This window comes from Virgisporangium ochraceum (genome assembly GCF_016863655.1).
In the GTDB taxonomy this organism is placed as follows: Bacteria; Actinomycetota; Actinomycetes; order Mycobacteriales; family Micromonosporaceae; genus Virgisporangium; species Virgisporangium ochraceum.
Genome location: NZ_BOPH01000094.1, coordinates 82,440 through 106,839, shown reverse-complemented (window position 1 = coordinate 106,839; position 24,400 = coordinate 82,440). Strand labels below are relative to the sequence as shown.

26 protein-coding genes and 1 pseudogene are annotated in these 24,400 nt (G+C 71.8%); 18 read left to right on the top strand and 9 right to left on the bottom strand.

Annotation, left to right across the window (positions count from 1 at the left end; genetic code table 11):
- Positions 1-23: 23 nt before the first annotated feature.
- Positions 24-1,103: an AAA family ATPase gene (locus Voc01_RS34755; RefSeq protein WP_203931904.1), complete on the bottom strand. Its 1,080-nt coding sequence runs from the start codon at positions 1,101-1,103 to the stop codon at positions 24-26.
- 762 nt (positions 1,104-1,865) lie between these two features.
- On the opposite strand from Voc01_RS34755, the gene Voc01_RS34750 reads away from it, so the two are divergent.
- From Voc01_RS34750 to Voc01_RS34740, 3 genes and pseudogenes are all read left to right on the top strand, one after another.
- Entirely contained in the window at positions 1,866-2,072 is a 207-nt protein-coding gene (locus tag Voc01_RS34750; protein ID WP_203931876.1) for a hypothetical protein, read from the top strand.
- A gap of 9 nt (positions 2,073-2,081) precedes the next feature.
- Positions 2,082-2,594 (top strand): PH domain-containing protein, encoded by a 513-nt coding sequence (locus Voc01_RS34745; protein WP_203931875.1) that lies wholly within the window; start codon positions 2,082-2,084, stop codon positions 2,592-2,594.
- Between the two features lie 158 nt (positions 2,595-2,752).
- Positions 2,753-3,910, top strand: a pseudogene (locus Voc01_RS34740) (PH domain-containing protein); the annotation flags it as partial.
- A gap of 20 nt (positions 3,911-3,930) precedes the next feature.
- Here Voc01_RS34740 and Voc01_RS53400 read toward each other — a convergent pair.
- Both Voc01_RS53400 and Voc01_RS34735 read right to left on the bottom strand, forming a co-directional pair.
- Positions 3,931-4,998: a phosphatase PAP2 family protein gene (locus tag Voc01_RS53400; protein ID WP_239160685.1), complete on the bottom strand. Its 1,068-nt coding sequence runs from the start codon at positions 4,996-4,998 to the stop codon at positions 3,931-3,933.
- Positions 4,999-5,009: 11 nt separating this feature from the next.
- Positions 5,010-5,780, bottom strand: coding sequence for an SIR2 family NAD-dependent protein deacylase (locus Voc01_RS34735; protein WP_203931873.1), 771 nt, complete (start codon positions 5,778-5,780; stop codon positions 5,010-5,012).
- Positions 5,781-5,794: 14 nt separating this feature from the next.
- On the opposite strand from Voc01_RS34735, the gene Voc01_RS34730 reads away from it, so the two are divergent.
- Together Voc01_RS34730 and Voc01_RS34725 are read left to right on the top strand one after the other, a co-directional pair.
- Positions 5,795-6,184: a thioesterase family protein gene (locus Voc01_RS34730; RefSeq protein WP_203931872.1), complete on the top strand. Its 390-nt coding sequence runs from the start codon at positions 5,795-5,797 to the stop codon at positions 6,182-6,184.
- Entirely contained in the window at positions 6,181-6,984 is an 804-nt protein-coding gene (locus Voc01_RS34725) for an MBL fold metallo-hydrolase (protein ID WP_203931871.1), read from the top strand. Before Voc01_RS34730 ends, Voc01_RS34725 begins: the two co-directional genes overlap by 4 nt.
- Positions 6,985-6,994: 10 nt before the next feature.
- On the opposite strand, the gene Voc01_RS34720 is transcribed toward Voc01_RS34725, so the two are convergent.
- On the bottom strand, positions 6,995-8,023 hold the full coding sequence (locus Voc01_RS34720; RefSeq protein ID WP_307781601.1) for a carbohydrate kinase family protein: 1,029 nt from the start codon (positions 8,021-8,023) through the stop codon (positions 6,995-6,997).
- Between Voc01_RS34720 and Voc01_RS34715 the strand changes: the two genes are divergently transcribed.
- The 4 genes from Voc01_RS34715 to mug all read left to right on the top strand — a co-directional run bounded on the left by Voc01_RS34715 (position 8,022) and on the right by mug (position 11,609).
- Positions 8,022-9,461, top strand: coding sequence for an aminopeptidase P family protein (locus Voc01_RS34715; protein WP_203931870.1), 1,440 nt, complete (start codon positions 8,022-8,024; stop codon positions 9,459-9,461). The genes Voc01_RS34720 and Voc01_RS34715 overlap by 2 nt on opposite strands.
- A 143-nt stretch (positions 9,462-9,604) precedes the next feature.
- Positions 9,605-10,087 (top strand): hypothetical protein, encoded by a 483-nt coding sequence (locus Voc01_RS34710; RefSeq protein ID WP_203931869.1) that lies wholly within the window; start codon positions 9,605-9,607, stop codon positions 10,085-10,087.
- A gap of 140 nt (positions 10,088-10,227) precedes the next feature.
- Positions 10,228-11,034 carry a class I SAM-dependent methyltransferase gene (locus Voc01_RS34705; RefSeq protein ID WP_203931868.1) on the top strand — a complete coding sequence of 269 codons (807 nt, stop codon included), beginning with the start codon at positions 10,228-10,230 and terminating at the stop codon, positions 11,032-11,034.
- A gap of 2 nt (positions 11,035-11,036) precedes the next feature.
- Positions 11,037-11,609: a G/U mismatch-specific DNA glycosylase gene (mug, locus tag Voc01_RS34700; protein ID WP_239160684.1), complete on the top strand. Its 573-nt coding sequence runs from the start codon at positions 11,037-11,039 to the stop codon at positions 11,607-11,609.
- On the opposite strand, the gene Voc01_RS34695 is transcribed toward mug, so the two are convergent.
- Both Voc01_RS34695 and Voc01_RS34690 read right to left on the bottom strand, forming a co-directional pair.
- The gene (locus Voc01_RS34695; protein ID WP_203931867.1) at positions 11,606-11,935 is read right to left on the bottom strand and encodes a hypothetical protein; all 330 of its coding nucleotides are present in this window, start codon (positions 11,933-11,935) and stop codon (positions 11,606-11,608) included. The genes mug and Voc01_RS34695 overlap by 4 nt on opposite strands.
- The gene (locus tag Voc01_RS34690; protein ID WP_203931866.1) at positions 11,932-12,708 is read right to left on the bottom strand and encodes a metallophosphoesterase family protein; all 777 of its coding nucleotides are present in this window, start codon (positions 12,706-12,708) and stop codon (positions 11,932-11,934) included. Before Voc01_RS34690 ends, Voc01_RS34695 begins: the two co-directional genes overlap by 4 nt.
- Positions 12,709-12,806: 98 nt before the next feature.
- Between Voc01_RS34690 and Voc01_RS34685 the strand changes: the two genes are divergently transcribed.
- Entirely contained in the window at positions 12,807-13,109 is a 303-nt protein-coding gene (locus tag Voc01_RS34685) for an ArsR/SmtB family transcription factor (RefSeq protein WP_203931865.1), read from the top strand.
- Position 13,110: 1 nt separating this feature from the next.
- Positions 13,111-13,581 (top strand): YbaK/EbsC family protein, encoded by a 471-nt coding sequence (locus Voc01_RS34680; protein WP_239160683.1) that lies wholly within the window; start codon positions 13,111-13,113, stop codon positions 13,579-13,581.
- Between the two features lie 19 nt (positions 13,582-13,600).
- Here the strand turns inward: Voc01_RS34680 and Voc01_RS34675 are convergent, their stop codons facing one another.
- Positions 13,601-14,815, bottom strand: a complete 1,215-nt coding sequence (locus tag Voc01_RS34675; RefSeq protein ID WP_203931864.1) for a hypothetical protein — start codon at positions 14,813-14,815, stop codon at positions 13,601-13,603.
- A 162-nt stretch (positions 14,816-14,977) separates the two neighbouring features.
- Here Voc01_RS34675 and acnA point away from each other — a divergent pair, with 162 nt between their 5' ends.
- Positions 14,978-17,755, top strand: coding sequence for an aconitate hydratase AcnA (gene acnA, locus Voc01_RS34670; protein ID WP_203931863.1), 2,778 nt, complete (start codon positions 14,978-14,980; stop codon positions 17,753-17,755).
- A 54-nt stretch (positions 17,756-17,809) separates the two neighbouring features.
- Here acnA and Voc01_RS34665 read toward each other — a convergent pair whose 3' ends face one another.
- Positions 17,810-18,283: a hypothetical protein gene (locus tag Voc01_RS34665; protein WP_203931862.1), complete on the bottom strand. Its 474-nt coding sequence runs from the start codon at positions 18,281-18,283 to the stop codon at positions 17,810-17,812.
- Positions 18,284-18,354: 71 nt separating this feature from the next.
- On the opposite strand from Voc01_RS34665, the gene Voc01_RS34660 reads away from it, so the two are divergent.
- The 6 genes from Voc01_RS34660 (at position 18,355) to Voc01_RS34635 (ending at position 23,432) form a co-directional block, all read left to right on the top strand.
- Positions 18,355-19,029 carry a MarR family winged helix-turn-helix transcriptional regulator gene (locus tag Voc01_RS34660; protein WP_239160682.1) on the top strand — a complete coding sequence of 225 codons (675 nt, stop codon included), beginning with the start codon at positions 18,355-18,357 and terminating at the stop codon, positions 19,027-19,029.
- Between the two features lie 10 nt (positions 19,030-19,039).
- On the top strand, positions 19,040-19,285 hold the full coding sequence (locus Voc01_RS34655) for a DUF2630 family protein (RefSeq protein ID WP_203931861.1): 246 nt from the start codon (positions 19,040-19,042) through the stop codon (positions 19,283-19,285).
- Between the two features lie 76 nt (positions 19,286-19,361).
- Positions 19,362-20,930: a DUF1800 domain-containing protein gene (locus tag Voc01_RS34650; RefSeq protein ID WP_203931860.1), complete on the top strand. Its 1,569-nt coding sequence runs from the start codon at positions 19,362-19,364 to the stop codon at positions 20,928-20,930.
- Between the two features lie 2 nt (positions 20,931-20,932).
- Positions 20,933-22,168: a DUF1501 domain-containing protein gene (locus Voc01_RS34645; RefSeq protein ID WP_203931859.1), complete on the top strand. Its 1,236-nt coding sequence runs from the start codon at positions 20,933-20,935 to the stop codon at positions 22,166-22,168.
- Between the two features lie 120 nt (positions 22,169-22,288).
- Positions 22,289-23,044 (top strand): DUF4352 domain-containing protein, encoded by a 756-nt coding sequence (locus tag Voc01_RS34640; RefSeq protein ID WP_203931858.1) that lies wholly within the window; start codon positions 22,289-22,291, stop codon positions 23,042-23,044.
- Between the two features lie 4 nt (positions 23,045-23,048).
- Positions 23,049-23,432 carry a PPOX class F420-dependent oxidoreductase gene (locus Voc01_RS34635; RefSeq protein ID WP_203931857.1) on the top strand — a complete coding sequence of 128 codons (384 nt, stop codon included), beginning with the start codon at positions 23,049-23,051 and terminating at the stop codon, positions 23,430-23,432.
- A gap of 11 nt (positions 23,433-23,443) precedes the next feature.
- Here Voc01_RS34635 and Voc01_RS34630 read toward each other — a convergent pair whose 3' ends face one another.
- A complete protein-coding gene (locus tag Voc01_RS34630; RefSeq protein WP_203931856.1) occupies positions 23,444-24,349 on the bottom strand; it encodes a hypothetical protein in 906 nt (301 codons plus the stop codon).
- Positions 24,350-24,400: the final 51 nt, after the last annotated feature.

Genomic DNA, 24,400 nt, shown 5'->3' with positions numbered 1-24,400 from the left:
ACAGCTTCACCGTCGGACCCGACTCACATGCGGCCCGGCCAGGCGGGCCCGCCCATCTGCTGGGTCGGGTGCGGTCCGGGCCGGCCGGGCATTCCCGCGCCCACCGGCACCGAGTTCTGGCGTGGTGCCACGGTGGGCGCCGGAACCGCCTGGAGAACCCGGTCGACGATGTGTTCGGCGGGGATGTCGTCGGCCAGCGCGTCGTAGGACAGCACGAGCCGGTGCCGCAGGATGTCGGGCGCGATGTGCTGCACGTCCTGGGGCAGGGCGTAGTCGCGGCCGCGCAGCAGGGCCAGCGCGCGCGTCGCGCGCACGATGCCGAGGGACGCGCGTGGGCTGGCCCCGTACTGGATGAGCGGCGCGACGTCGGGCACTCCGTGCTCGGCGGGGGCGCGCGTGGCGAGCACCAGCCGGACGGCGTAGTCGACGAGCGCGTTGTGCACGAACACGTCGTCGGCCTTGGCCTGCAGGGCCATCAGGTCGTCGACGGTCAGCACGGTGGCCGGCTCCGGGGTCTTGACGCCCACCCGGTAGACGATCTCCCGCTCCTCCGCGTCGGTGGGGTAGCCCACCAGGATCTTCATCAGGAAGCGGTCCCGTTGCGCTTCCGGCAGCGGGTACACGCCTTCCTGTTCGATCGGGTTCTGGGTCGCCATCACCAGGAACGGGCGCGGCACCGGGTACGTCTCGCCCCCGATCGACACCTGCCGTTCGGCCATGACCTCCAGCAGCGCCGACTGCACCTTGGCCGGTGCCCGGTTCACCTCGTCGGCGAGCAGGAAGTTGACGAAGACCGGCCCGAGCTCGACGTCGAACTTCTCGCTACCCTGCCGGTAGATCCGCGTGCCGACGATGTCGGCCGGCACCAGGTCGGGCGTGAACTGGATGCGGGCGAACGTCCCGCCGACCACGCGGGCGAGGGTCTCCACCGCCAACGTCTTGGCGACGCCGGGCACCCCTTCCAGCAGGCAGTGCCCCCGAGCGAGCAGCGAGACGAACATCCGCTCGATCATCCGGTCCTGCCCGACGATGACCTTCTTGACCTCGAATAGCGCCCGCTCGAGGATGCCGGCATCCTGCGCCGGGGTGGTCGTCTTGGTCAGAGTGGGTGCATGACTCCCGTTGGGGCCGGCCCCGTGGCCCGGACCGTGGCCCGGACCGTGGATCTGACCGTGGATCTGACCGTGGCCCGGACCGTGACCGGCCGGAATGCCGGACGCCTGACCACCGGCCGGAACCCCCGAAGCCGGAATGCCGGAGGCCTGTCCACCCGGAACACCTGACGCCGGCGCTGCCGGACCGCCGGACACCGGCGCGGCTCCCGCACCCGCCGCGGCATCGGCGGCCGGGTGCGGCTCGGCGGCCGACCAGGTGGGCGTGGCCGACCCGTGCTGCTCCGGACGGTCGGACGCCGGACGGGACGCAGCCGGACCACCCGATGTCGGGCGGTTCTGCTCGTGCCCCGGCTGGTCCGGGCTGGCGGGCGTGGTCGGTTGAGCCACCGGTCCTCCACGGTCGACAGGTACGCAGGTCCCCACAAGAGTGGCACGCCCGGCCCATGCGCGCCGATCTGCCCCGCCAAAGACCCGACCACCTTTCGGTTCGCAGAGTTCCGCCCGAACGGACACCGGGCGCGGGTAGACACGGACCGGTGCCGTGAGGGTACGATTTGAAGCGTCGCCGGGCGGCTTCCCCCGTGGCCGCCCGGCGCTCAACAATCCAGGTCCGCGACAGCGACCTGGATTTCTGTTTCTGGATTTCTGTTTCTGGATTCTCTGTTTCTGGATTCTCTGTTTGCTGCCAGGTGTTCCCCGCTGTCGCACTGCCGGCCGGCGCTCCTTTCGTCGACCTGGCAGTATTCACAGGTGCTGGATTCCGAGGAGCCGCTGATCTGCTCCGCCCGAGGCTGCCGGGCCCCGGCCGTCCATGCCCTCAGGTGGAACAACCCCAAGCTGCACCCGCCCGAGCGCCGCAAGACCTGGCTGGCCTGCGACACCCACCTGACCAGCCTCGGCGACTTCCTTCGGGCCCGCGATTTCCTGCGCGAGGTCGAACCCGTTCCGTCCGCATAGGCTTGGCCGGTGACCGACGTCGAGTCGCCTCCCCTCGATCCCCTGCAGCCCTGGCCGCTGACGGTCGACTGGCGGCCGGTCTCCGACCGGCTGATCGCGGTCGAGGAGATCCGGCTGGCCGGAGCCGTGCTGCTGCTGACCGCCGTCCCCGTCGTTCTCTGGACGTTCTTCGACACCTGGCCCTTCCTCGCGGCGGCGGCCGCGATCCTCGTTCTGGGCGCGATGCGGGCCACCGTGGTCGTCCGTTCCGTACGCAGCTGGGGCTACGCCGAACGCGACGACGACCTGCTGGTACGCCACGGTCTCCTCGTGCGCCACCTGTCGATCGTCCCGTACGCCCGGATGCAGTTCGTCGACGTCAGCGCCGGCCCGCTGGAACGCCTGTTCGGCCTGGCCACGGTGACGCTGCACACCGCGGCCGCCGCCTCCGACGCCCGCATTCCGGGCCTGGCGGCCGCGGAAGCCTCCCGCCTGCGAGACCGGCTGGCCGCGCTGGGCGAAACCCGGGCCGAGGGCCTGTGACCGGACCCGCCACCCCACCACCGGCGAACGAGCCCTCCGACGGCCCGCCGCGGAACCCCGCCGCGTCCACCGGCGACGCCGCGGCGACCCGTGGCAACGGCGCCGACCTGGCCCGGCGGCGGCTGCATCCGCTCACTCCGCTGCTCAAGGGCGCCAAGATGCTCGCGGTGGCCGTCGCCGCGATCTCGTGGCAGGGCTTCTCGCAGCTCGGCTTCCTGCGGTGGCTGGTCGTCGTGTCCGGAATCCTCGTGGCGACCTTCTTTCTGTCGGTGGTCAGCTGGCTGGTGACCGGCTTCGAGGTCGTCGGCCGCGAGCTGCGGGTCTACGAAGGGCTGATCTGGCGGCGGACCCGGTCGATCCCGCTCGAACGGGTCCAGGCGATCGACCTGAACCGGCCGCTGCTCGCACGGCTCACCGGCGTGGCGGAGCTGCGCCTGGAGGTCATCGGTGCGGCGAAGACCGAGGCGCCACTGGCGTTCCTGACGGTCGCCGAAGCCACCGACCTGCGCCGGCGGCTGCTCGTCCGGTCGACCGGCGACACCGACGCAACCGCGACCGAACGGGTGGCCGACGAGCCCCCCGAGACGCCGATCCACACGGTCGACAACGGACACGTCCTGCTGGCGAACGTGCTCAGCCCGCCGGTGCTGTTCGTACCGGTCGCGCTGCTCGTCACCGGCGCCTCGATGATCAACGACCCGCCCGCGTGGAGCGTGATCGGCGTCGCGAGCGCCGCCACCGGCCTCTTCGGCGTGGTCCTGCCGCCGCTGCGGCGGATCTTCGCGCAGTGGAACTTCCGGATCTCCGTCGACGGCTCGGGACTGCGGTTGCGCCACGGCCTCGTCGACACCCGCAGCCAGACGGTGCCACCCCTGCGGGTGCAGGCCGTCGCGGTGACCCGTCCCCTGCTCTGGCGTCCGTTCGGGTGGGTGCGCGCGAAGCTCGACGTGGCCGGCTACGGCGGTGACGCCGCGGAGCAGGGCGTCCGGGGCAGCGTGCTGCTACCGGTGGCCGACTGGGCGACGACCCGGCGGGTGATCGCCCGCGTTCTCGACGGCGTGGACATCGACGACCTGCCCCTGCGCCCCGTCCCCGGCCGGGCCCGGCTGGTGTCGCCGCTGGCCCGGCGCAAACGCTCGTTCGGGCGCACCTCGACAGTGGTCGCGGCACGCGACGGCTGGCTCACCGACCGGCTGGTGATCGCGAAGCTCGCCCGCGTGCAGAGTGTGCGGGTGGTGCAGGGACCCGTGCAGCGCCGGCTCGGGCTGGCGAACGTCCACGTCGACACCGCGGGCAGCCTGCGTACGGTCGGCCGCGACCGGGACGCCGTCGAGGCCTACGGCTGGGCCGGTGACCTCGCGGAGTCCTCGCGGTCGGCCAGGTCGTCCGAGCGCGCTTCCCCCCGGTCCACCGAAGGATCTTCGATTGGCGACGACCCGGCGCCGGCCGACGAGCGCCGCGACGACGACCTCGACCGCCACCAGCGCTCCGCCAGCGAGCAGAGCAGGAACGCCAGCCCCACGTACACCCAGCCCACGAGGACGTCGATGACGTAGTGCTCGCCGGTGTAGACCAGCGTGAACGTCATCGCGACCGGATACGTCAGCAGCACCGGCCACCACCGCCGGCGGACCCGCCCGAAGAAGAACACCACCACGAACAGGGCGAACGCCGTGTGCAGCGAGGGCATCGCCGCCACCGGGTTGGCCGCCCACTGACCGGCGTTCAGGATGTTGCCCGCGCCGTGCAGACCGATCGCCTGCCAACCGCGCGTCGAGATGCGGACCACCTCGGGCAGCAGGCCGAACTTCGCGGCCCACCAGGGCGGCGCCGCGGGATAGGCGAAGTAGGTGATCAACCCCAGCGCCGACAGCGCGAACCACCGCCGCATGAACGACGCCCACAGCTCACGACGCCGCAGCCAGAGCACCACCGCGACACCCAACGCCGCGACGAAGTGCGAGAAGTACACCCAGCTGGCGATGACGTCGTACCACCGGATCGAGTCCGGGTCGTACAGGTGCTGCTGGAGCCACACCGTCGGCACGTGGCCGCCGAACATGAACCGGTCGGCCTCGATCAGCTCGAAGGCGTGCGGCGTGCGGCCCTGGTCGGCCAGGCCACGCGAGAGGTTGTACACCACCAGCAGGGCCACGATGGGCAGCCAGTCGCGGGCGAACCGGAGGTGCACCCGCCGCGGCTGGTCGATGCGGACGGCGATCGTCGCGAGCCACAGCCAGACGAAGGCGAGGATCGGGTCCGTCAGCGGGAGCCCGAGCAGCACCCACCACGCGACGAACCCGACACACCAGAGTGCGACCGCGATCGTCCGCTTCCGTCGGATCCGGGCGGTATCGCCAGCGGAATCCGTCTGCTCCGGTGGAACCTGTGCGGTGGCGGTCATCGCCACCAAGGTTAACGACCGCGTGCGCCATCCTTGACAGCCTCCACCAGCACGGGCAACGACTGGCTGATGGGCTCTCTGATCACGGCGTCGGCCAGCGTGTCGTACGGGGTGGGTTGGGCATTGACCACGATGACGCGGGCCCCCGCCGCCAGCGCGAGATCCACCAGGCCGGCGGCCGGGTGGACGGTGAGCGAGGTGCCGACCGTCAGCAGCAGGTCGCAGTCCTGCGCGGCCCGCACCGAGGCACGCAGCACCTCCGGCTCCAGCGACTGCCCGAAGGAGATCGTGGCCGACTTCAGGATGCCGCCGCACAGCTCGCAGGAGGGGTCGTCCTCGCCCTCGTCGACACGGGCCAGCGTCTCGGCCATCGTGGTGCGGTTGCCGCAGGTCAGGCAGACGACGTGCCAGATCGTCCCGTGGATCTCGATCACCTTGTCGGGGTCGGACCCCGCCTTCTGGTGCAGCCCGTCGATGTTCTGGGTGACGATCGAGCGCAACCGGCCCGCCCGTTCGAGGTCGACCAGCGCCCGGTGACCTGCGTTCGGCTCCGCCGTCCACGCCGAGTGCTCCCGGCGGCTGCGCCACGCCCGCCGACGCACCTCGGGATCGGCCACGTAGTTGTCGATCGTGAACATGGCAGCCGCGTTCGGGTCCTTCGTCCACACTCCCTGCGGCCCCCGGAAGTCGGGGATGCCGGAGTCGGTGGAGATGCCGGCGCCGGTCAGCACGGTGACGCTGCGGGCGGCACTCAGCCCTGTCAGAAGCTCGGTCGGGAGCATGGCACGATTCCACCATGGAGTCCTGGGTGGGTGCCTCGGCGCAGCTCGAACTGACCGTCACGGACGCCGACACCGCGCAGACCGTCGGCTCGGGCGACGTTCCGGTGCTCGCGACCCCGCGCGTGCTGGCGCTCGCCGAAGCGGCCACCGTGCGGGCGTTGGCGCGCCGCCTCGAGTCGGGCACGACGACGGTCGGCACCCGGGTCGAACTGTCGCACCGTGCCCCGACACCGATCGGCCGCACGGTGCTGGCCACCGCGAAACTGGCGAAGGTCGACGGCCGTCGGCTCACGTTCGATGTGACCGTCAGCGAGGGGGACGCCGTCGTCGCCGAGGCCCGCGTCGAGCGGGTTCTCGTCGACCGGAGCAGGTTCCTGGCGACGGCGTTCGGCACCGAGCCGTGACCCGGTTCACCGAGGTCGCCGACCGGGTCTTCGTGCTGCGTTACCCGGTTCTCGACGTCAACGTCACGCTCGTGCTGGGTGACGAGCGCGCGCTGCTCGTCGACACGCTCGCCACCACCCGGCAGGCCCGGGAGCTGGCGGCCGCCGTCGCGGCCCTGACCGACCGACCGCTCGCCGTGCTCAACACGCATCACCACTTCGACCACTGCTTCGGCAACGCCGTGTTCGCGGACGCACCCGTGTACGCCCATCCGGAGACGATCGCGTTCCTGTCCACCGCCGACCCGGTCGCGCTCTGGCGCGAATGGGCGCCCACGCATCCCGGGCTCGACGACCTGAACACCACCCCGGTGCGGCCGCCCGACCGGCACGTGGTGCACGAGCAGACCCTCGATCTCGGCGGACGCACCGTGCTGCTGCGTCACCCGGGCCGCGGCCACACCGCCGGGGACGTGGTGGCCCATGTGCCGGACGTCGGGCTCCTCGTGGCCGGTGACCTGGTCGAGGAGAGCGGGCCGCCCCAGTTCGAGGACGCGTATCCCCTCGAGTGGCCGGAGGCGGTCGCCGAACTGCTCGCGCTGGAACCGCGGGTGGTGGTGCCGGGCCACGGCGCGGTCTGCGACGCGGCGTTCGTGCGCGGCCAGCACGAGGAACTGGCGGCGCTGTCGTGGCTCATCCGCGAAGCCCACGCCGACGGTGCGCCGGCCGACGAGGTCGTGCGCAGGTGCACCTTCGAGTTCGAGACGGCCGCGGTGGCCGTTGCCCGTGGCTACGCCGAACTGGACGACGCGATCCTCTGACGTCCGGGGTTCAGGGCGCCGCGGCGCCCGGTACGGCGTCCGGGAAACGAGCCCTGACCCGCTCGCCCGTGGGTAGAGCGGTCGCGCCGCCACGACCCTCGACGGTCAGCGCGCCGACGGCGAGGGCGTAGCGGACCAGCGCCGGCCAGTCGGGCCGGGCGTCACGCCCGGTGAGCAGCAGCCCATGGATCAGCGCCGCCATCACCGAGTCACCCGCGCCGGTGGCGTCGACGGCCACCACCCGTGGTGCCGGAATCTCCTGCTCCGACCCCTCGTGCCGGAGCAGGGCACCGGCCGCGCCGCGGGTGACCACGACCGTCTCCGCCCCGAGACCGGCCAGCCGCGCCGCGACGGTGCGCTCGTCGGCGTCCCAGAGCACCGTGGCATCGGCGGAGCTCAGCTTCACGAGGTCGGCACCGGCGGCGAACTCCTCGACGACCGCGCGGTACCCGGCCACGTCCGTCAGCAGGCGCGGGCGGGCGTTCGGGTCGAACACCTTGCGCGCCCCCGGCACCTGCCAGGCCGCCCGGGCCGCGGCCAACGTCGGCGGGCGCAGCATCGCGATGGAGCCCGTGTAGGTGACGGCGGCCTCCGCGAGCACGGCTGGGTCGAGGTCGTCGGGCGAGAGCATGCCGTGGGAGTCGCCGTAGAAGGCGAAGTCGGGCTCCGCACCGGCGAAGCTGGTGAGCGCCAGCGTGGTGGGGACGCCGACCCGCTTCGCGCCACCCGTGCCGACCCCGTTGCTCACCAGGAACCCGTGCAACCGCTCACCGAGCCGGTCGGTCGAGATCGACCCGATGAACTCGGCGTCGCCACCGAGGCGCGCGACCCCCACGGCGACGTTGAAGGGAGCTCCGCCGACAGCCGGCCGGTAGCCCGGCCCACCGTCGGGCAGGTCGGTTTCCAGGAGGTCGATCAACGCTTCACCCAGCACAGCCGCATAGCCCATCCCCGGATTCTTCCGCAGTTCGGCGTTCGGCTCGACCAGTCCGTCGTCCAGCCCGGCCCGGCGTCCGGAAAGGGTAGGTTCTAGTGCCATGAACGACGACGGCACCCAGGGGCACGACCCCGAATTTCCCGACCGGTACGTGGAGTTCATGCGCACCGGCTGGGCGGCGGAGACCCCGCTGTCCGGGCTCGCCCAGCGGCCGGAGGCCGTACACCACGCGAAGCGGCGGTCGGCACTCGCGGCCATGTTCCCGGGTGAGACGTTGGTGGTGCCGAGCGGCGGGGAACGGACCCGCGCCAACGACACCGCGTTCCGGTTCCGGCCGGGCAGCGACCACGTGTGGCTCACCGGCGACCACGACCCCGACTCCGTTCTCGTGATCCAACCCGACGGCGAGGCGGTGCTCTACGCGCGTCCCAGGTCGTCCCGCGACGACGACAGCTTCTTCCGCGACCGGGCGCACGGCGAACTCTGGGTGGGCCGGCGCCACACCCTCGCGGAGAAGGGCACCGAGCTCGACCTCACCACCCGCGACCTGGCCGCGCTGCCGGAGCTGCTCGACGGATGCGCGCCCGGCCGCACACGGGTCCTCCGTGGCCTCGACGCGGCTGTCGACGCGGCTGTGCGTCCGGTCGGCGACGGCGGGCGTGACCGGGAGCTGGCCACGGCACTGTCCGAAGCGCGGCTGGTCAAGGACGAGTGGGAGCTCGCGGCGCTCCGCGCCGCCATCGGGGCCACCGTGCTGGGTTTCGAGGACGTCGCGCGGGTCCTTCCCGCCGACCGGGCCGTACCGGAACGGCTGCTGGAGGGAGTCTTCAGCCTGCGGGCCCGGCACGATGGCAACGACTCCGGATACAACCCGATCGTCGGTGGCGGGCCACACGCGACGATCCTGCACTGGACCGCGAACGACGGTCGCACCGCTCCGGGTGAGCTGCTTCTCATGGACATGGGTGTCGAGGGCCGCGACCTGTACACCGCCGATGTCACCCGGGTTCTGCCGGTCTCCGGCACCTTCACGCCGCTGCAGCGGCAGGTCTACGAGATCGTGTACCGCTCGCAGGAGGCCGGAATCGCCACCATCCGGCCCGGGGTGAAGTTCGACGACGTGCACCAGGCGTGCATGCGGGTTCTGGCCGAGGGTCTGCACGACCTCGGCGTGCTACCCGTGAGTGTCGATGAGGCGATGGACAAGGAGTCGATCCTGTACCGCCGCTGGTCGCTGCACGGGTTCGGCCACATGCTGGGCCTGGACGTACACGACTGCGCGGCCGCCCGTAAGGAGAACTACCGCGAGGGAACGCTGGGCGAGAACTACGTCCTCACGGTGGAGCCGGGTCTGTACTTCCAACCCGAAGACGAGCTGGTGCCCGAGGAGCTCCGTGGCATCGGCGTCCGGATCGAAGACGACGTGCTGGTCACCGCGACCGGGGCCGAGAACCTGTCGGCCGGTCTGCCGCGGACGGCAGACGACGTCGAGGCCTGGCTCGGCGTTCAACGTGAGGCCGGGTTCCGTTTGCCCGGATAGGCGCGATCCGCCAACCGCAAGCGGGGACGGCGTCGGATGGCTGACGTATCACGACCCTCAGGCATCGATTGCGGCGAGTATCTGCGTACCCGTTCGCTGATTGATTGCTTGAGGGCAGCAGTGTGAACACCGCCGTCGCAGTTATGGTCGCCGTCCTCTTCGTCGCCGTGGTCGCTGCTGCCGCTGCCGTGGTCGCGGTCGCCGGGGGCGCCGCGCCGGGTGCGGCCGGCGCCGGTCGGGTTCCCTCCGAGCTGTTGTCGGACTTCGAGGTGTCGCGGGCCATCGGGGTCAGCGTCGAAGGGGTACCGGTTTCCCGGACCCGGCCACGGCCGGGGCGTTCGGAGACCGCCTACCACCCGCTGCGGGGTGGCGAGCGGCTGTTGCAGGCCAGCGTGCTCGCCGGCCGGGCGGGGCGGGCGGCGCTCCGGGCGTACCGGCGGCGCGGGCGGCCGTTGTCGCACGCCGGAGACCGGGCGTACTCCGGGGACGACTGGGTCGTCGGCCAGCGTGGAGATGTCGTGGTCGTGCTGCGTCAGCACGATCCGGCGCGGTGGCGGGTCACGGGTGGGCTGCCGTGGTTGCTGTCCACCGCACTGAACCGCGCCGAACCAGCCGAGCCGCACTGACCCGGGGCACCGCAACCCCCGCATGACGAGACAAGCGCCACCAACGCCTTGACCTGCATCAATCGGCCGGCCGACCCGGAATGAGGCAATGACCGACTTATCAACGTGCCGACGCGCGTAGCGGCCACTACCGTTAGCGGGTGCCACCGAGCGACCGGGATATCAACCTCGCCAACTGGAATGCCTGGGCGAACGTCCACGGGCAGGACTCGTACTACGACTCCGCGAGTCTGATCGCCGGCCGCGACTCGCTCACCGACCTCGAGTGGGCGGGTGTCACCGAGGCGGTCGGGGAGGTGGCGGGACGGGACGTTCTGCACGTGCAGTGCCACCTGGCTTTCGACGGGATCACGTTGGCCCGGCGGGGGGCCCGCGTCACCGGTGTCGACTTCTCGCCGACGGCGTTGGCCAAGGCCCGTGACCTGGCGGGACTGTGCAAGGTGCACCTCGACCTGGTCGAGGCCGACGTCACCGACCTGCCGGCCGGCCTGCGCGAACGGTTCGACCTCGCCTACGCCACGATCGGCATCCTCACCTGGATCGCCGACATCGACGCCTGGATGCGGTCGGTCGCCGGCACGTTGCGTCCCGGGGGCAGCCTGCTGCTGATCGACGGCCATCCGCTGTCCGGGATGGTCGGCGGCACCGACCCGCTCACGTTCCAGTTTCCGTACGCCGACGACGGTCCGCACCGCTTCGAGTCGAGCTGGTCCTACGCGGTGGAGGTGAGCACGACCAACGTCCAGTACGCCCACTCACTCGGGGAGGTGGTCACCGCCGCGGCCGGCGCCGGCCTGCGCATCCGGAAGCTCGTCGAACACCTCGACTCGCCCCTCGACGCCAACGGCAACGGGGCGCGCCCCGGCGACGACGGGCGTTTCCAGCTCAGGTTCGGCGACTACCCGGTCCCGCTGCTCTACACCCTCATCGCCGACCGGCCCGCCTGACCGTGCCCACCCCGAACGAGCTGCTCGCGGCGGCCGACCGCACCATCCCCGACGTCGTCGCGCCCGGCCTCACCGTGCTGTTCTGCGGCATCAACCCGGGGCTGTGGTCGGCGTGGAGCGGGCACCACTTCGCGCGTCCCGGAAACCGGTTCTGGCCGGCGCTGCACCGCGGCGGCTTCACACCGCGCCAGTTCCGCCCCGACGAACAGGCCGCACTGCTCGACCACGGGCTCGGCATCACCAACGTCGTCGACCGGGGCAGCGCCCGCGCGAGCGAGCTCAGCCGCACCGAGCTGCTCGCCGGAGGCGTCGCCCTGGCCGGGAAGGTCGTCCGGTTCGCACCGCGGTGGCTCGCGGTCCTCGGAGTCACCGCGTACCGGGCCGCCTTCGAAAGGCCGAAAGCGGCAATGGGACCGCAGGAGCACGCGATCGGCACCACCAGGATCTGGGTGCTGCCCAACCCGAGCGGGCTCAACGCGCACTACACCCTGCCCGCGTTGGCCACCGAGTTCGCCGCACTCCGCGAAGCGACGGAGGAACGGCCGAAGACAGACGGCCGAGGACCCACCGCCTAGGGCTGGCCCCCGACCGCCGGTGGGGGCCCGTCGTACCGGGCCGCCCGCTCCCGGATCAGCTGGCCGAACACGCCGCTCGGCTGGCGGCAGTCCGCACAGAGGAAGTTGTCGTCGAGGCGTCGGCTCCCGCAGTGGTCACAGGCGCCCCGGTCGCGGGGGTCGTGGTACGACAGGAGGGCCTCGCATAGGGCACGCGCCGCTGACCCGGTCAGCTCAACGGGTGTGCCACCCACCGTGACCTCCACGACGGCGGCCGACCCCGGCGGATCGAGCGCGGCGATGCGGGCGGCGAACTGCCGCAGCGCGGCCGCGAGGTCATCGGTCATGCTCCACCTCCGACGGGACGGCCGTCGCGCGGGCCGAAGACGCGGATCGCGTCGAAGTCCGACGCCTTGGACCGGACGTAGTAGTCGGCGAACTCGGCGACCCTCGGGTACGTCGACCCGGCGACCAGTCGGCGGCAGGCCTCGTCGAGATCGAACGGGGTCACGCGCAGGGTGACGGCGCCGTCGGTCGTGTCGAGCAGGGCCCAGTGACCACCGGCACCGCCGTACGGCATGCCGACGCTGCCCGGGTTGACCACCAGGCGGCGGTCGACCAGCCGCACGAACGGCATGTGGGTGTGCCCACAGACCACAGTGGACACCGAATCGTCCACTGTGGAGTAGACCTCCGCCCACCGCTCCGGCCGGCTGTCGACGAGCACGACCTCCTCGTCGTCGCGCGGGGTCGCGTGGCAGAACACGGTGCGGCCGAACCGCCCCAGGTCGAGGGTGACCGTCAGCGGCAGCGAGTCGAGGCGGGCCACCTGGTCGGGGCGCAGCTGCGCGGCCGCCCACGGCGCGACCGGGTCGGGAATGGTCGTCTCGCCGCCGTCGCACAACTGCACCAGCTCGCGGTCGGCGTTGCCGAGCACCCACACCGCCCTGTCTCCGAGGTCGGCCAGCGCGTCGAGCGTCTCCACCGGCATGGGACCCGCCGCGTGGTCGCCGGTCAGCACGATCCGGTCCGCCGACCGGACGGCCGGTTCGGCGAGCACGGCCTCGAGTGCGGGCAGCACCCCATGAATGTCCGACAACACCGCGATGCGCACCCGCATACCTTGGCGGCCGGCCACCGAAGGGCGCAAGTCCGTCCGCCCCGGGCTGAAAGTTCGACGCCTTGACATCCCAGTTAGCCAATTGGCAAACTCCCTCAGTGCTGGATGTGGGTGTCCTCAAGGCCCTGGCGAACGACAAGCGCCTGGCCGTCCTCGAATGGCTCGCCGACCCGGTGGCGCACTTCCCGCCGCAGCGCGACGGCGACCTGGTCACCGACGGCGTGTGCTCGGTGTTCATCGCCGACAAGCTCGGGGTCAGTGCGCCCACGGCGAGCGAGCATCTGCGGCTGCTCACGGCCAGCGGCCTGCTCCGGTCGAAGCGGGTCAGGCAGTGGACCTTCTACCAACGCGACGAGGCCCGCATCGCCGAGGTCAAGCGCATGCTCCAGGATGGGTGGTGACATGTCGTACGAACGGCTGATGTCCACATTGGACGGTGGGGGCGCCCGCTACCGGGTGATCGACCACGAACCCGAGGGACGCACCGAGGTCGTCAGCGGGTACCGCGGCAACCCGGTCGCCAGCGCGGCGAAATGCATCGTGGTGATGGTGAAGCTCGGCAAGAAGACCAGCCGCTACTACCTCGCCGTCGTGCCGGGAGACACCCGCGTGGACCTGGCCGCGGTGAAGGCCCTGGCCGGCGGGACGTACGTCGCCTTCGCGTCGACCGACCGCGCCGAGGAGCTGGCGGGCAGCGTGAGCGGCACGATCCTGCCGTTCAGCTTCCACCCGGACCTCGAGCTGGTCGTCGACCCCGGGCTGCTCGCGCACCCGGAGATCTACTTCAACGCGGCCCGCCTGGACCGCTCGCTGGCCCTGAACACGGCCGACTACGTGCGCCTCGCCGACCCCAAGGTCCACCCGATCACCTGACGGGTCTCCTACCGGTGTCCTACTGATCCGGATGACGGGACCGGCGCCCACCGGACCGGTAGGTGCGGTCGGCCGGAGGCCACTCGCTGTCGGGCGGACCCGGCTGCCAGCTCGACCCGGCAGGGCCCGCTTCGGCAGGCCCCGCTTCGGAAGACCCGGCTTCGGCGGGCCCCGCCTCGGAGGACGGGGTCTCGTCGGTTTCGAACCAGGAGCGCGGGCCGGCGGCCGGGCTGGGCTCGGGGTCACGCCGGGGCGGCCAGTCCCGACCGGACGACGGCGGCCACTCCCGGTCGGCGGGCCCGTCGGACCACGCCGACCCCGACCCGGCACCACCGCCGGTGGACCAGTCGGCACCACCGCCACCGTGACCGGTGGACCAGTCGGCACCGCCGCCAGGACCGTTGCCGGCAGACCAGTCGGCACCGCCACCGGCACCGCCACCGGCGCCGTTACCGGCGGACCAGCCGGCGCCGTTGCCGGCCGACCAGTCCGCCCGGGCGTCGTCGCGGTCGTCCCAGCTCGGGCGGGTGCCCACGGGGTCGCGGCGGGGAGGCCAGTCGGGCTCGGACGGTCCGGGGGCCGGGTCGGCGGGGACCCGGGGCAGGCCGGCCACGGTGTCGTCGGCGGCACGGGTGCCGGAGTAGGTCCGGGACTGCTCGTCGTCGCGGCGTGGTGGCCACTCGGACTCCGCGGGACGGTCAGGGCCGCCCGGCCCCGCGCCGTACTCGGCAAAGGTCGACGCCGGGTGCGAGCCGGAGTGCGACCCACCGGAGACGGGGTCGTCAGAGAAGTCGGAGAAGCTCGCCCGCTCGTCCCGGTTCAACAGCGGCGGGACCGGCGGCTCCTCCCGGGCCGGCGCGGCCCGTCTCATGAGAACGACGGCCACGCCCAGAAGCGCCAGGCCGAGCAGGACCAGCACCCACCCCGGCAGCGTGACCAGGTCCACGCCACCCAGCAGGAACAGCGCCGCCACCAGCACCGCGGCGCCGGCGACGCCGACACCCAGGGTCACCGCGCTCGGCCGGCGGCCGCCGGTGAGCTGCGTGAGCAGGAACATCGCCAGCGGCGGAAGCACCAGGTAGGCGACCACCTCACCGAGGCTGACCGTCGCGTCGCCGCCCAGGATGAGGGTCAGGACGCCATCGACCAGGAGCATCGCGCCCAGCACCGGCGGGTACCCGCGGGCAAGGGTCACGATGTCGAGCCCCGCGACGGGGCCGCGCGATCGGCTCATGTGTGCGCCCTCCCGGCCTGGAACGCGGCAAAGGCCGAACGCTACCAGAGGCCGGAACTTAGGGTAGCCTGGCTTAGCAAGACGGACGTACGGTTTGCTAGACAGTATCGACCGCGCGCTGCGGCGCTGCCCCGGCTGCGGGAGACTTTGGCGGAACCCTTGATGACTGAGGAGTACACCGTGGCGAGCCTCGACACGTTCGGTGCCAGGAGCGAACTGCGCGTCGGTGACGCGAGCTACGAGATCTTCCGGCTGAGCAAGGTAAGCGGGCAGGAGCGCCTGCCCTACAGCCTCAAGATCCTGCTCGAGAACCTGCTGCGCACCGAAGACGGCGCGAACATCACCGAAGGGCACATCCGGGCCCTGGCTGACTGGGACCCGACGGCCGACCCGAGCGTCGAGATCCAGTTCACGCCCGCCCGGGTGCTGATGCAGGACTTCACCGGAGTGCCGTGCGTGGTCGACCTGGCCACGATGCGCGAGGCCGTGCGGGACCTCGGCGGCGACGTGAGCAAGGTGAACCCGCTGGCGCCGGCCGAGCTGGTGATCGACCACTCGGTGGTCGCCGACCTGTTCGGCCGCGAAGACGCGTTCGTGCGCAACGTTGAGCTGGAGTACCAGCGCAACCGCGAGCGGTACCAGTTCCTGCGGTGGGGCCAGGGCGCGTTCAACGAGTTCAAGGTGGTGCCGCCGGGCACCGGCATCGTGCACCAGGTGAACATCGAGTACCTGGCCCGCGTGATCTTCGACCGCAACGGCCAGGCCTACCCCGACACGGTGGTCGGCACCGACTCGCACACCACGATGGTCAACGGCCTGGGCGTGGTGGGCTGGGGCGTCGGCGGCATCGAGGCCGAGGCCGCGATGCTGGGCCAGCCGGTGTCGATGCTGATCCCGCGCGTGGTCGGGTTCAAGCTGAACGGCTCGCTGCCCGAGGGCGCCACCGCCACCGACCTGGTGCTCACGATCACCGAGATCCTGCGCAAGCACGGCGTCGTGGGCAAGTTCGTGGAGTTCTACGGGCCGGGGGTCGGCGCGGTACCGCTGGCGAACCGGGCCACGATCGGCAACATGAGCCCGGAGTACGGGTCCACGATCGCGGTCTTCCCGATCGACGACGAGACCATCAGGTACCTGAAGCTCACCGGCCGCAGCGAGGAACAGACCGCACTGGTCGAGGCCTACGCCAAGGAGCAGGGCCTCTGGCACGACCCCGACCGCGAGCCCGCGTACTCCGAGCAGCTCGAGCTCGACCTGTCCACGGTGGAGCCGTCCCTCGCCGGGCCGAAGCGCCCGCAGGACCGCGTGCCGCTGCACAGCGCGAAGCCGATGTTCCGCACGTCGCTCACCGACTACGTGCAGAGCGAGAACGGCACCGCCGACGAGGCCAGCCGCGAGAGCTTCCCGGCCAGCGACCCGCCCGCCAACGACCACGACGACCCGGCCGACAAGCCCCACGAGCTCATCTCGGCGGCGGCGAACGCCAGTGGACGCCCGTCGAACCCGATCAAGGTCGACAACTACGAGCTCGACCACGGTGCCGTGGTGATCGCCGCGATCACCAGCTGCACCAACACGTCGAACCCGCACGTGATGGTCGGCGCGGCGCTGCTCGCCCGCAACGCGGTCGACAAGGGCCTCAACCGCAAGCCGTGGGTGAAGACGACGCTGGCGCCCGGCTCCAAGGTGGTCATGGACTACTACGAGCGCGCCGGCCTCACCCCGTACCTGGAGAAGCTCGGCTTCCACCTGGTCGGCTACGGCTGCACCACCTGCATCGGCAACTCCGGCCCGCTGCCGGAGGAGATCAGCGCGGCGGTGCAGGAGAACGACCTGTCGGTGGTGAGTGTGCTCTCCGGCAACCGCAACTTCGAGGGCCGCATCAACCCCGACGTCAAGATGAACTACCTGGCGTCGCCGCCGCTCGTGGTCGCCTACGCGCTGGCCGGCACGATGGACATCGACCTCGTCAACGACCCGCTGGGCACGGACTCCAACGGCAGGCCGGTGTTCCTCAAGGACATCTGGCCCACCGGCCAGGAGATCGAAGAGGTCGTCGCCAGCGCGATCGCCAGCGAGATGTTCCAGCGTGACTACGCCGACGTGTTCGCCGGCGACGAGCGCTGGCAGGGCCTGCCGACGCCGGAGGGCCAGACCTTCGAGTGGGCGGAAGACTCCACGTACGTGCGCAAGCCCCCGTACTTCGAGGGCATGGAGACCGACCCGGCGCCGGTCACCGACATCGAGGGCGCCCGCGCGCTCGCCGTCCTCGGTGACTCGGTGACCACCGACCACATCTCCCCCGCCGGATCGATCAAGGCCGACTCGCCGGCCGGGAAGTACCTGAGCGAGCACGGCGTCGAGAAGCGCGACTTCAACTCGTACGGCTCGCGCCGCGGCAACCACGAGGTGATGATCCGCGGCACGTTCGCCAACATCCGGCTGCGCAACAAGCTCGTGCCGGGCGTCGAGGGCGGCTTCACGGTGAACCACCTCACGGGTGAGCAGACCACGATCTACGACGCGTCGGCGGCGTACCTCGAAGCCGGGACGCCGCTGGTGATCCTCGCCGGCAAGGAGTACGGCTCGGGCTCGTCGCGCGACTGGGCCGCCAAGGGCACGGCGCTGCTCGGGGTGCGCGCGGTGATCGCGGAGAGCTTCGAGCGCATCCACCGCTCGAACCTGATCGGCATGGGCGTGCTGCCGCTGCAGTTCCCGACCGGCGAGACCGCCGAGTCGCTGGGCCTCGACGGCACGGAGACCTACACGATCACCGGCATCGAGGCGCTCAACGACGGCCAGACGCCCCGCACGGTCGCCGTGAAGGCCGGCGACAAGGAGTTCGACGCCGTCGTCCGTATCGACACCCCAGGCGAGGCCGACTACTACCGCCACGGCGGCATCCTGCAGTACGTGCTCCGGCGGATGCTCGCGTCCTGAACTCCGGGCGTCCCAGACTCCGGGCGTCCCAGCGTCGTGCGTGCGGTCGCGGCCTCAGCGTGAGGCCGCGGCCGCACAGTCGTACTGGACGCACGTGCGCACGATCGACACCATCCAGATCACCGTGAACGGGATGACCGTCAGGTTCTTCACGGCGAACAGCACCGACCGGTACGCGTCGTGCGCCGGCTCCGGGAGCGCCAGCGGCACGAGCCGCTCCAGCGTGAGGTCGAAGAACGCGAAGGCCACCGCCAGCAGCGCCAGCGTGAGCAGCAGGCTCGGCCACCGTTCGTGCAGAAAGGCCTTCGTGGACGCCCACGCGTGCGGCGCCGGGCCGACCTTGCCGACCACGTAGAGCACCAACGCGATCCGGGCCGCCATCACCACGATCTCCGACAGGGTCGAAACCGGACCGGGAAGCTCCCAGCTCATGATCACGAACCGCTGTACCGACGGCACGACCATCAGCGCCGAGATCACCAGCAGATGCCTGGCATGGAACGCCAGCGCCCAGCGCAGAGTATCCATGGACGTACCAAGTTGGGTCCGCATTGTTTTAGTCTACTGAAATATTCGGCTTGCCGAAAGAAAGGCTCACCGTGACGGAGCCCTACGCGCCCGAGCCCCTCTACGGGAGCGCCCCCGCTGAGCCCGCCGTGCCGCTCGTCGACGCCCGGCCCGTGGCCCCCGACCTGCCCGACGAGCCGCCCCTCCCGGTGGCCCCGGACATTCCCGCCGCCCACCCGGCACCGGCCCCGCCGATGGCGCCGGCCCCACCGGTCCCGCATGCGGCGCAGGTCCCGCATGCGGCGCGGGTTCCGCCGGCGCCGCCGCACGGGCCGGTCGACGGGGCGGCCCTCGGTGCGGAGCTCAGCACCGCCGTGATCCTGTTCCACGAGGCGATCGGTCACCGGCTGGGGCTCAGCGCCGCCGACCAGCGGGCCCTCGGCATCATCGGTGGCCGGGGACCCATGACGGCCGGCACGCTCGCGCAGCTCACCGGGCTCAGCCCGGGGGCGGTGACCGGCCTGGTCGACCGGCTGGAGCGGGGCGGCCACGTGACGCGCTCGGCCGACCCCGGCGACCGGCGCCGCATCGTGATCACCGCGGTGCCGAGCCCCGCGCCCGGCGTCGGCGAGGCGTTCGCCCGGCTGAGCGCGGCGATGAACGCGCTCGTCGGCCGCTACGACGCCAAGGAGTCCGCGGCGATCCTCGACTACCTGCAGCGGACGATCGCGATCCTGCGCGACCAGACCCGCCTGCTGAGTGACTAGGGTGGCGCACATGGACGACAAGGCGATTCTGGCCCGCATCCACGAGCTCGTCGACGAGGAGCACTCGCTGCGCGCGCAGGTGCAGAGCGGCGCGCTCTCCCCCGACGACGAGCGCAGCCGGCTCACCGAGGCCGAGGTCGAGCTCGACCGGCTCTGGGACCTGCTGCGCCGCCGCCGTGCCGCCCGCGCCAACGGCACCGACCCGGACGCGGTCGAGGAGCGGCCGGCCTCCGAGGTCGAGGGCTATATCCAGTAGGTGCTGAACCGGTGCAACGCGGTGGAGGGGTGGTAACCGCGCTCAGGCCGGCGGGTCCCGCACCGACGTCGGAGGCATGCGGAAGAACGTTCTCGGTCGGCGTCGTGTCCTTGCCACGGCGGCGGTCGCCGGCGCCGGTGTCGCCCTCGTCGAGACGGTAGCGGCGCCTGCCGCGGCGCAGGCCGCGCCGAGCCCCGTTCAGAACGTGCCCACCGCGCAGGGCGCGCTGACGGCTCAGGGCACCGTCGACCCGCTGCACCTCCTCCGTCGCGCCACCTACGGCCGCACCGCGGACTCCGAGGCGGAGCTGCGCTCCCTCGGCGTCACCGCCTGGCTCGACCGCCAGCTCAAGCCCACCAGCATCGACGACGCCGCCTGCGACGCGGTCGTCGCGCGCTTCCCGCTGGTCAGCCTCGGGATCACCGCCGTACGCAACGGCATCAGGAAGGGCGCCTGGGACGCCATGCAGCAGCTCGGCACCGCCGCGGTGGCCCGGGCCTGCTGGAGCCGCCGCCAGCTCTTCGAGGTGATGGTCGACTTCTGGTCGAACCACCTCAACGTCACCTGCCCGTCGAGCGACGTGTGGGACAGCCGTCCCGACTACGACCGCACCGTCATCCGCGCGCACGCCCTCGGACGCTTCGCCGACATGCTGAAGGCCAGCGCCGCCCACCCGGCGATGCTCAGCTACCTCGACAACCGCTCGTCGACCAAGGACAAGCCGAACGAGAACTACGGCCGCGAGCTGATGGAACTGCACACGGTCGGCCTGGTCTACTCGGAAGCGGACGTCAAGCAGGCCGCCCTGCTGCTGACCGGCCGCACCGTCGACGCCACCACCGGTCTCTACCGGTACGACGCCGCGAAGCACGCCACCGGGGCCGTCAGCATCCTCGGCTGGAGCCACGCCAACGCCACCGCCGCCGAGGGCGAGAAGGCGAGCGCCGCGTTCCTCGACCACCTCGCCATGCACCCGAAGACCGCCGAGCGTATCGCCACCAAGCTGTGCGTCAGGTTCGTCGCCGACGAGCCGCCGGCGACCCTCGTCGCCACGCTGGCCAAGGTCTACCTCGACAACAAGACGGCGATCGCGCCCGTCCTCAGGGCGCTGTTCACCAGCGCCGAGTTCGCCACCGCCGCCAACGCCAAGGCGAAGACGCCGATGGAGGACATCGTCAGCAGCGTCCGGATCCTCGGGCTCGGCCCCGACGCGACCGGCACCGACGGGATCCGCGCGCTCTACCAGATCCTGGAGAAGACCGGCCACGGCCCGATGCGCTGGGAGCCGCCGAACGGCTACCCGGACGTCGCCGCGGCGTGGGCGTCGCCGTCCGGGTTCGTGGTGCGGTGGAACGCGCACCTCAACCTGGCCGCCGGCTGGTACCCGAAGCAGCTGACCCGCAAGACGCCGCTGCTCACCCAGCTCGTGCCGGGCGCGCTTCCGGCCACGTACGGCGCGCTCGTCGAGACCGTCGTGAAGAGCCTCATCGGAACCGCACCGAAACCGGAGCACACCGCCGCGCTCACCCAGTTCTTCGGGAAGAAGCCGATTGACCCCTTGAAGGCGAAGGACCAGGCCGTGACCGGCAAGTTCCCGCACCTGGTGGCCCTGGTGCTGGACGCCCCGATGTTCCAGGTGAGGTAACGATGAACTGCTGTGAGCTCGACCGTCGCACCCTCCTGAAGGCCGGCGTCGCCGCGGCCGCGGCGACGGTCGTCGCCGAGGGCGTGTCCACCCGGTACGCGTTCGCCGCCGACGGGACCACCGCCGGAGACACCCTCGTCGTGCTGTCGCTGCGTGGCGGCTTCGACGGGCTGTCGGCCGTCGTTCCGCACGGCGACCCCGACTACTACAAGGCCCGCCCGACGATCGGCGTCCCCAAGGCGAAGCTGATCGGCGGCGACGCCATGTTCGGCCTGCACCCGGCCCTGGCCCCGCTGCTGCCGCTGTGGCAGGGCGGCCAGCTCGCCGCCGTGACCGCGGTCGGCCAGCCGAACCCGTCACGCTCGCACTTCGCCGCGATGGAGGAGATGGAGCGGGCCGCCGCCGGCACCTCGATCCGCACCGGCTGGCTCGACCGCATGCTCGGCCTCACCAACCCGACCAACCCGTGGACGGGCGTGTCGATCGGCAGCACCAAGGTGACCCGTGCGCTCTCCGGCCCGTCCCCCGACCTGGGCATCGCGTCGCTCGACGGGTTCGCGATCGCGGGCGACTCCGCGACGGTCCCGATGAACGCGACCCTGCGTGCCCTCTACCAGAACGCACCGGCGGCGCTCGCCACGCCGGCCCTTGCGGCGACGAGCGCCGTGGCGACGGTCGCGGCCCTGCCCGCCTACACCCCCGCGAACGGCGCGGTGTACCCGACGACCCCGCTGGCGACGGCCCTGCGCGACGTCGCCCGGCTGGTCAAGGCGAACGTCGGCATGCGGGCGGCGTGCGTCGACTTCGGCGACTGGGACATGCACGAGGGCCTCGGCACCGCGGAGACCGGTCAGCGCATGCACACGCACCTCGGTGAGTTCGCGGCGGCGCTGGCCGCGTTCGCGACGGACCTCGGCGCCGACGGGCTGAAGAACGTCACGCTGGTGACGCTGAGCGAGTTCGGCCGCCGGGTCGCCGAGAACGGCTCCCGCGGCGTCGACCACGGTCACGGCAACTCGATGTTCGTGCTGGGCGGCGGCGTCCGCGGCGGCAGGGTCTACGGGACGTGGCCGGGGCTGGCACCCGCGAAGCTGGTGGCCGGCGACCTCGCCGCCACGACCGACTTCCGCTCCGTGATCGGCGAGGTGCTGCAGAAGCGGTGCGGCGTCGGATCGCTGGCCCAGGTCTTCCCCAACGTGACCGCGGGCACGTCGGGCCTGGCGGTGGCACGCACCTGACCGGGCCCATCGACTAGGGTCCCTGGGAGCCGCGAGGGCGGCCACCATACGGGGGACCACATGTCGAACTGGCAACAACACGATCCGTATCCCGACCTTCCACCACTTCCCGGTCAGCAGGTGACGGGCCACCCCCCGCCGCCGGGGTACGGTCCGCCGCCACCGGGATACGGTCCGCCGCCGCCCGGATACGGTCCGCCGCCGCCGGGATACGGGCCGCCCGGCCATCCCGGTGCGCCGCCACCACCGCGGCGGGGGTCGAACACCGGGTTGTGGATCGGGCTCGGGGTGGGCGGCGCCGTGCTGCTGATCCTCGCGATCGTCTGTGCGGGTCCGCTCGGGCTCGGCGCCTACTTCCTGTCCGGCGGTTCGAGCGGAGGCGGCTCCAGCGGCGCCACGGCCGACCGCACCCCCGGCGGCGACGGAGCCCGGAACACCACCGGCGCCGGTGACGCGCCGCCGGCCCTCCCGCCGCAGACGACGCCGGCGGCCGGCGGCAAGGTCGGCACCCCGGTGAGGATCACGAACCTCGAGTTCACCATCACGGCGAAGCCGAACTGCGGCTCCAAGACGCTCGAGGGCTACACGTCGCGGCGCGGCCAGCTCTGCCTCGTGCAGATGACCGTCGTCAACAAGGGCAGCTCGGCGATGGACTGGTCGCTGGCCTACGCCCAGCTGTACGTCGACGACCGCGACTACATCACGTCGTCGATCTCGTGCGAGAAGGCCACCAGCCTGGAGGCGTTCCACCAGTTCAAGGCCGGCGAGTCGTGGACGACCACCGGCTGCTACGACATGGAGACCAGCCTGTCGCCCGTCCGGATGCGGTTCACCGAGCAGAACAAGGGCGACGAGGTCTTCGTGGACCTAGCCTGATCGCGTGGATCTCTCCGGTGATGGGTACGCGGCGCTGCGCGCCTTCTGGACCGAACGGCACCTCTGCACGTTGACGACGCTGCGCGCCGACGGCTCGCCACACGTGGTGGCCGTCGGCGCCACGCTCGACGCGCCGGCCGGCATCGCGCGGGTGATCACGCGCCGCGGCTCCGTGAAGGTGCGCAATGTGCGCGCCAGCGGTCGGGCCGCGATCTGCCAGGTCGACGGCCGGCGGTGGAGCACCGTCGAGGGCACGGCGGTGGTGCTGGACGACGAGGAGTCCGTGGCCGACGCCGTCGAGCGGTACGCCCGCCGCTACCGCCAGCCGCAGCCGAACCCGGAGCGCGTCGTGATCGAGCTGACGATCAACCGGATGCTGGGTCTCTAGAAGCTGGGCCTCTAGTCGGCCCTGATCCGGCGGCCGACCCGCTCCAGGTGCTCCTTGTACCGGGCGCACTGGCCGCGGAGGTCGACCAGGATCATGCCCGCGGGCGAGTCGGGGGCGTTCACCCGCAGCAGCCGGTCGACGTCGGCGCGGATCTGGGCCAGCGACGCGCGGGCGTTGCCCAGCTGCACGTGGCTGATCAACTGGTCCTTGTCGTCGTAGTGCTGCACCAGGCGGTTGAACCGCTGCACCACGCCCGACACCGCGTCGGCCCGGGCGGTGCGGGCACGCCGGCGCTCGACGATCGCGGTGACGTCGTCGATCGCGACCGACAGCTTCTTGTGCGCGTCGCGGACCGTGGGGTCGTGTGCCGCCCGCATCACCAGCCAGCCGGCCTTCTGCAGCTGCTTCGCCACGTCGTCGAGGTCGGCCGCCTGGCCGTTGAGCGCCAGCACCGCCAGCTCGTACCGCGCCCGGGCGTGCACCATCGCCACGTGCGTCGACCGGTTGTCGATCCGCTCGGCGGCCTCGCAGGCGGCGACCGCGTCGGCGTACTCGTCGGCGCGCAGCGCCTCGTCGGCGGCCCGGATCTCGCCGGAGAGCAGCCACGTCAGGATCCGCTCCAGCTGTGACCGGGTGAGCCGGTGCAGGTCGACCGCCACCGGCCGCCGCAGGCTCACCGGGACGCCCCGGCGCAGGTTGACCGGCGCCCGCCGGGTCGCCGACGCCCCGCGCTTGCCGAGCAGCTCATAGGCGTAGGTGCGCAGGTCCTCCATGGGCACCGGGGTGTTCGTCGTGTCGAGCAGGTGCCGGTCGATCAGTTCAATGGCCCGCCGGTACTCGCGCTGGCGCAGCAGTCGCCGCGCCTGCGACAGGTACTCGGCGGTTTGACCGAATTGCGTCGTGGTCGCTATCGCCATGACCCCAGTGTCCGGTATCCGCGCCCGTACGTGGGGACAGCGTCCGATCGC

Excerpts from the sequence above, each read along its gene's own strand:
- acnA (WP_203931863.1), top strand. The coding sequence starts at position 14,978 with ATGACTGAGGAGTACACCGTGGCGAGCCTCGACACGTTCGGTGCCAGG.
- Voc01_RS34655 (WP_203931861.1), top strand. The coding sequence starts at position 19,040 with ATGGACGACAAGGCGATTCTGGCCCGCATCCACGAGCTCGTCGACGAG.
- Voc01_RS34730 (WP_203931872.1), top strand. The coding sequence starts at position 5,795 with ATGGAGTCCTGGGTGGGTGCCTCGGCGCAGCTCGAACTGACCGTCACG.
- Voc01_RS34715 (WP_203931870.1), top strand. The coding sequence starts at position 8,022 with ATGAACGACGACGGCACCCAGGGGCACGACCCCGAATTTCCCGACCGG.
- Voc01_RS53400 (WP_239160685.1), bottom strand. The coding sequence starts at position 4,998 with ATGACCGCCACCGCACAGGTTCCACCGGAGCAGACGGATTCCGCTGGC.
- Voc01_RS34680 (WP_239160683.1), top strand. The coding sequence starts at position 13,111 with ATGTCGTACGAACGGCTGATGTCCACATTGGACGGTGGGGGCGCCCGC.
- Voc01_RS34720 (WP_307781601.1), bottom strand. The coding sequence starts at position 8,023 with ATGGCACTAGAACCTACCCTTTCCGGACGCCGGGCCGGGCTGGACGAC.
- Voc01_RS34645 (WP_203931859.1), top strand. The coding sequence starts at position 20,933 with ATGAACTGCTGTGAGCTCGACCGTCGCACCCTCCTGAAGGCCGGCGTC.
- Voc01_RS34690 (WP_203931866.1), bottom strand. The coding sequence starts at position 12,708 with ATGCGGGTGCGCATCGCGGTGTTGTCGGACATTCATGGGGTGCTGCCC.
- Voc01_RS34630 (WP_203931856.1), bottom strand. The coding sequence starts at position 24,349 with ATGGCGATAGCGACCACGACGCAATTCGGTCAAACCGCCGAGTACCTG.
- Voc01_RS34710 (WP_203931869.1), top strand. The coding sequence starts at position 9,605 with ATGGTCGCCGTCCTCTTCGTCGCCGTGGTCGCTGCTGCCGCTGCCGTG.
- Voc01_RS34735 (WP_203931873.1), bottom strand. The coding sequence starts at position 5,780 with ATGCTCCCGACCGAGCTTCTGACAGGGCTGAGTGCCGCCCGCAGCGTC.
- Voc01_RS34665 (WP_203931862.1), bottom strand. The coding sequence starts at position 18,283 with ATGGATACTCTGCGCTGGGCGCTGGCGTTCCATGCCAGGCATCTGCTG.
- Voc01_RS34695 (WP_203931867.1), bottom strand. The coding sequence starts at position 11,935 with ATGACCGATGACCTCGCGGCCGCGCTGCGGCAGTTCGCCGCCCGCATC.
- Voc01_RS34675 (WP_203931864.1), bottom strand. The coding sequence starts at position 14,815 with ATGAGCCGATCGCGCGGCCCCGTCGCGGGGCTCGACATCGTGACCCTT.
- Voc01_RS34650 (WP_203931860.1), top strand. The coding sequence starts at position 19,362 with ATGCGGAAGAACGTTCTCGGTCGGCGTCGTGTCCTTGCCACGGCGGCG.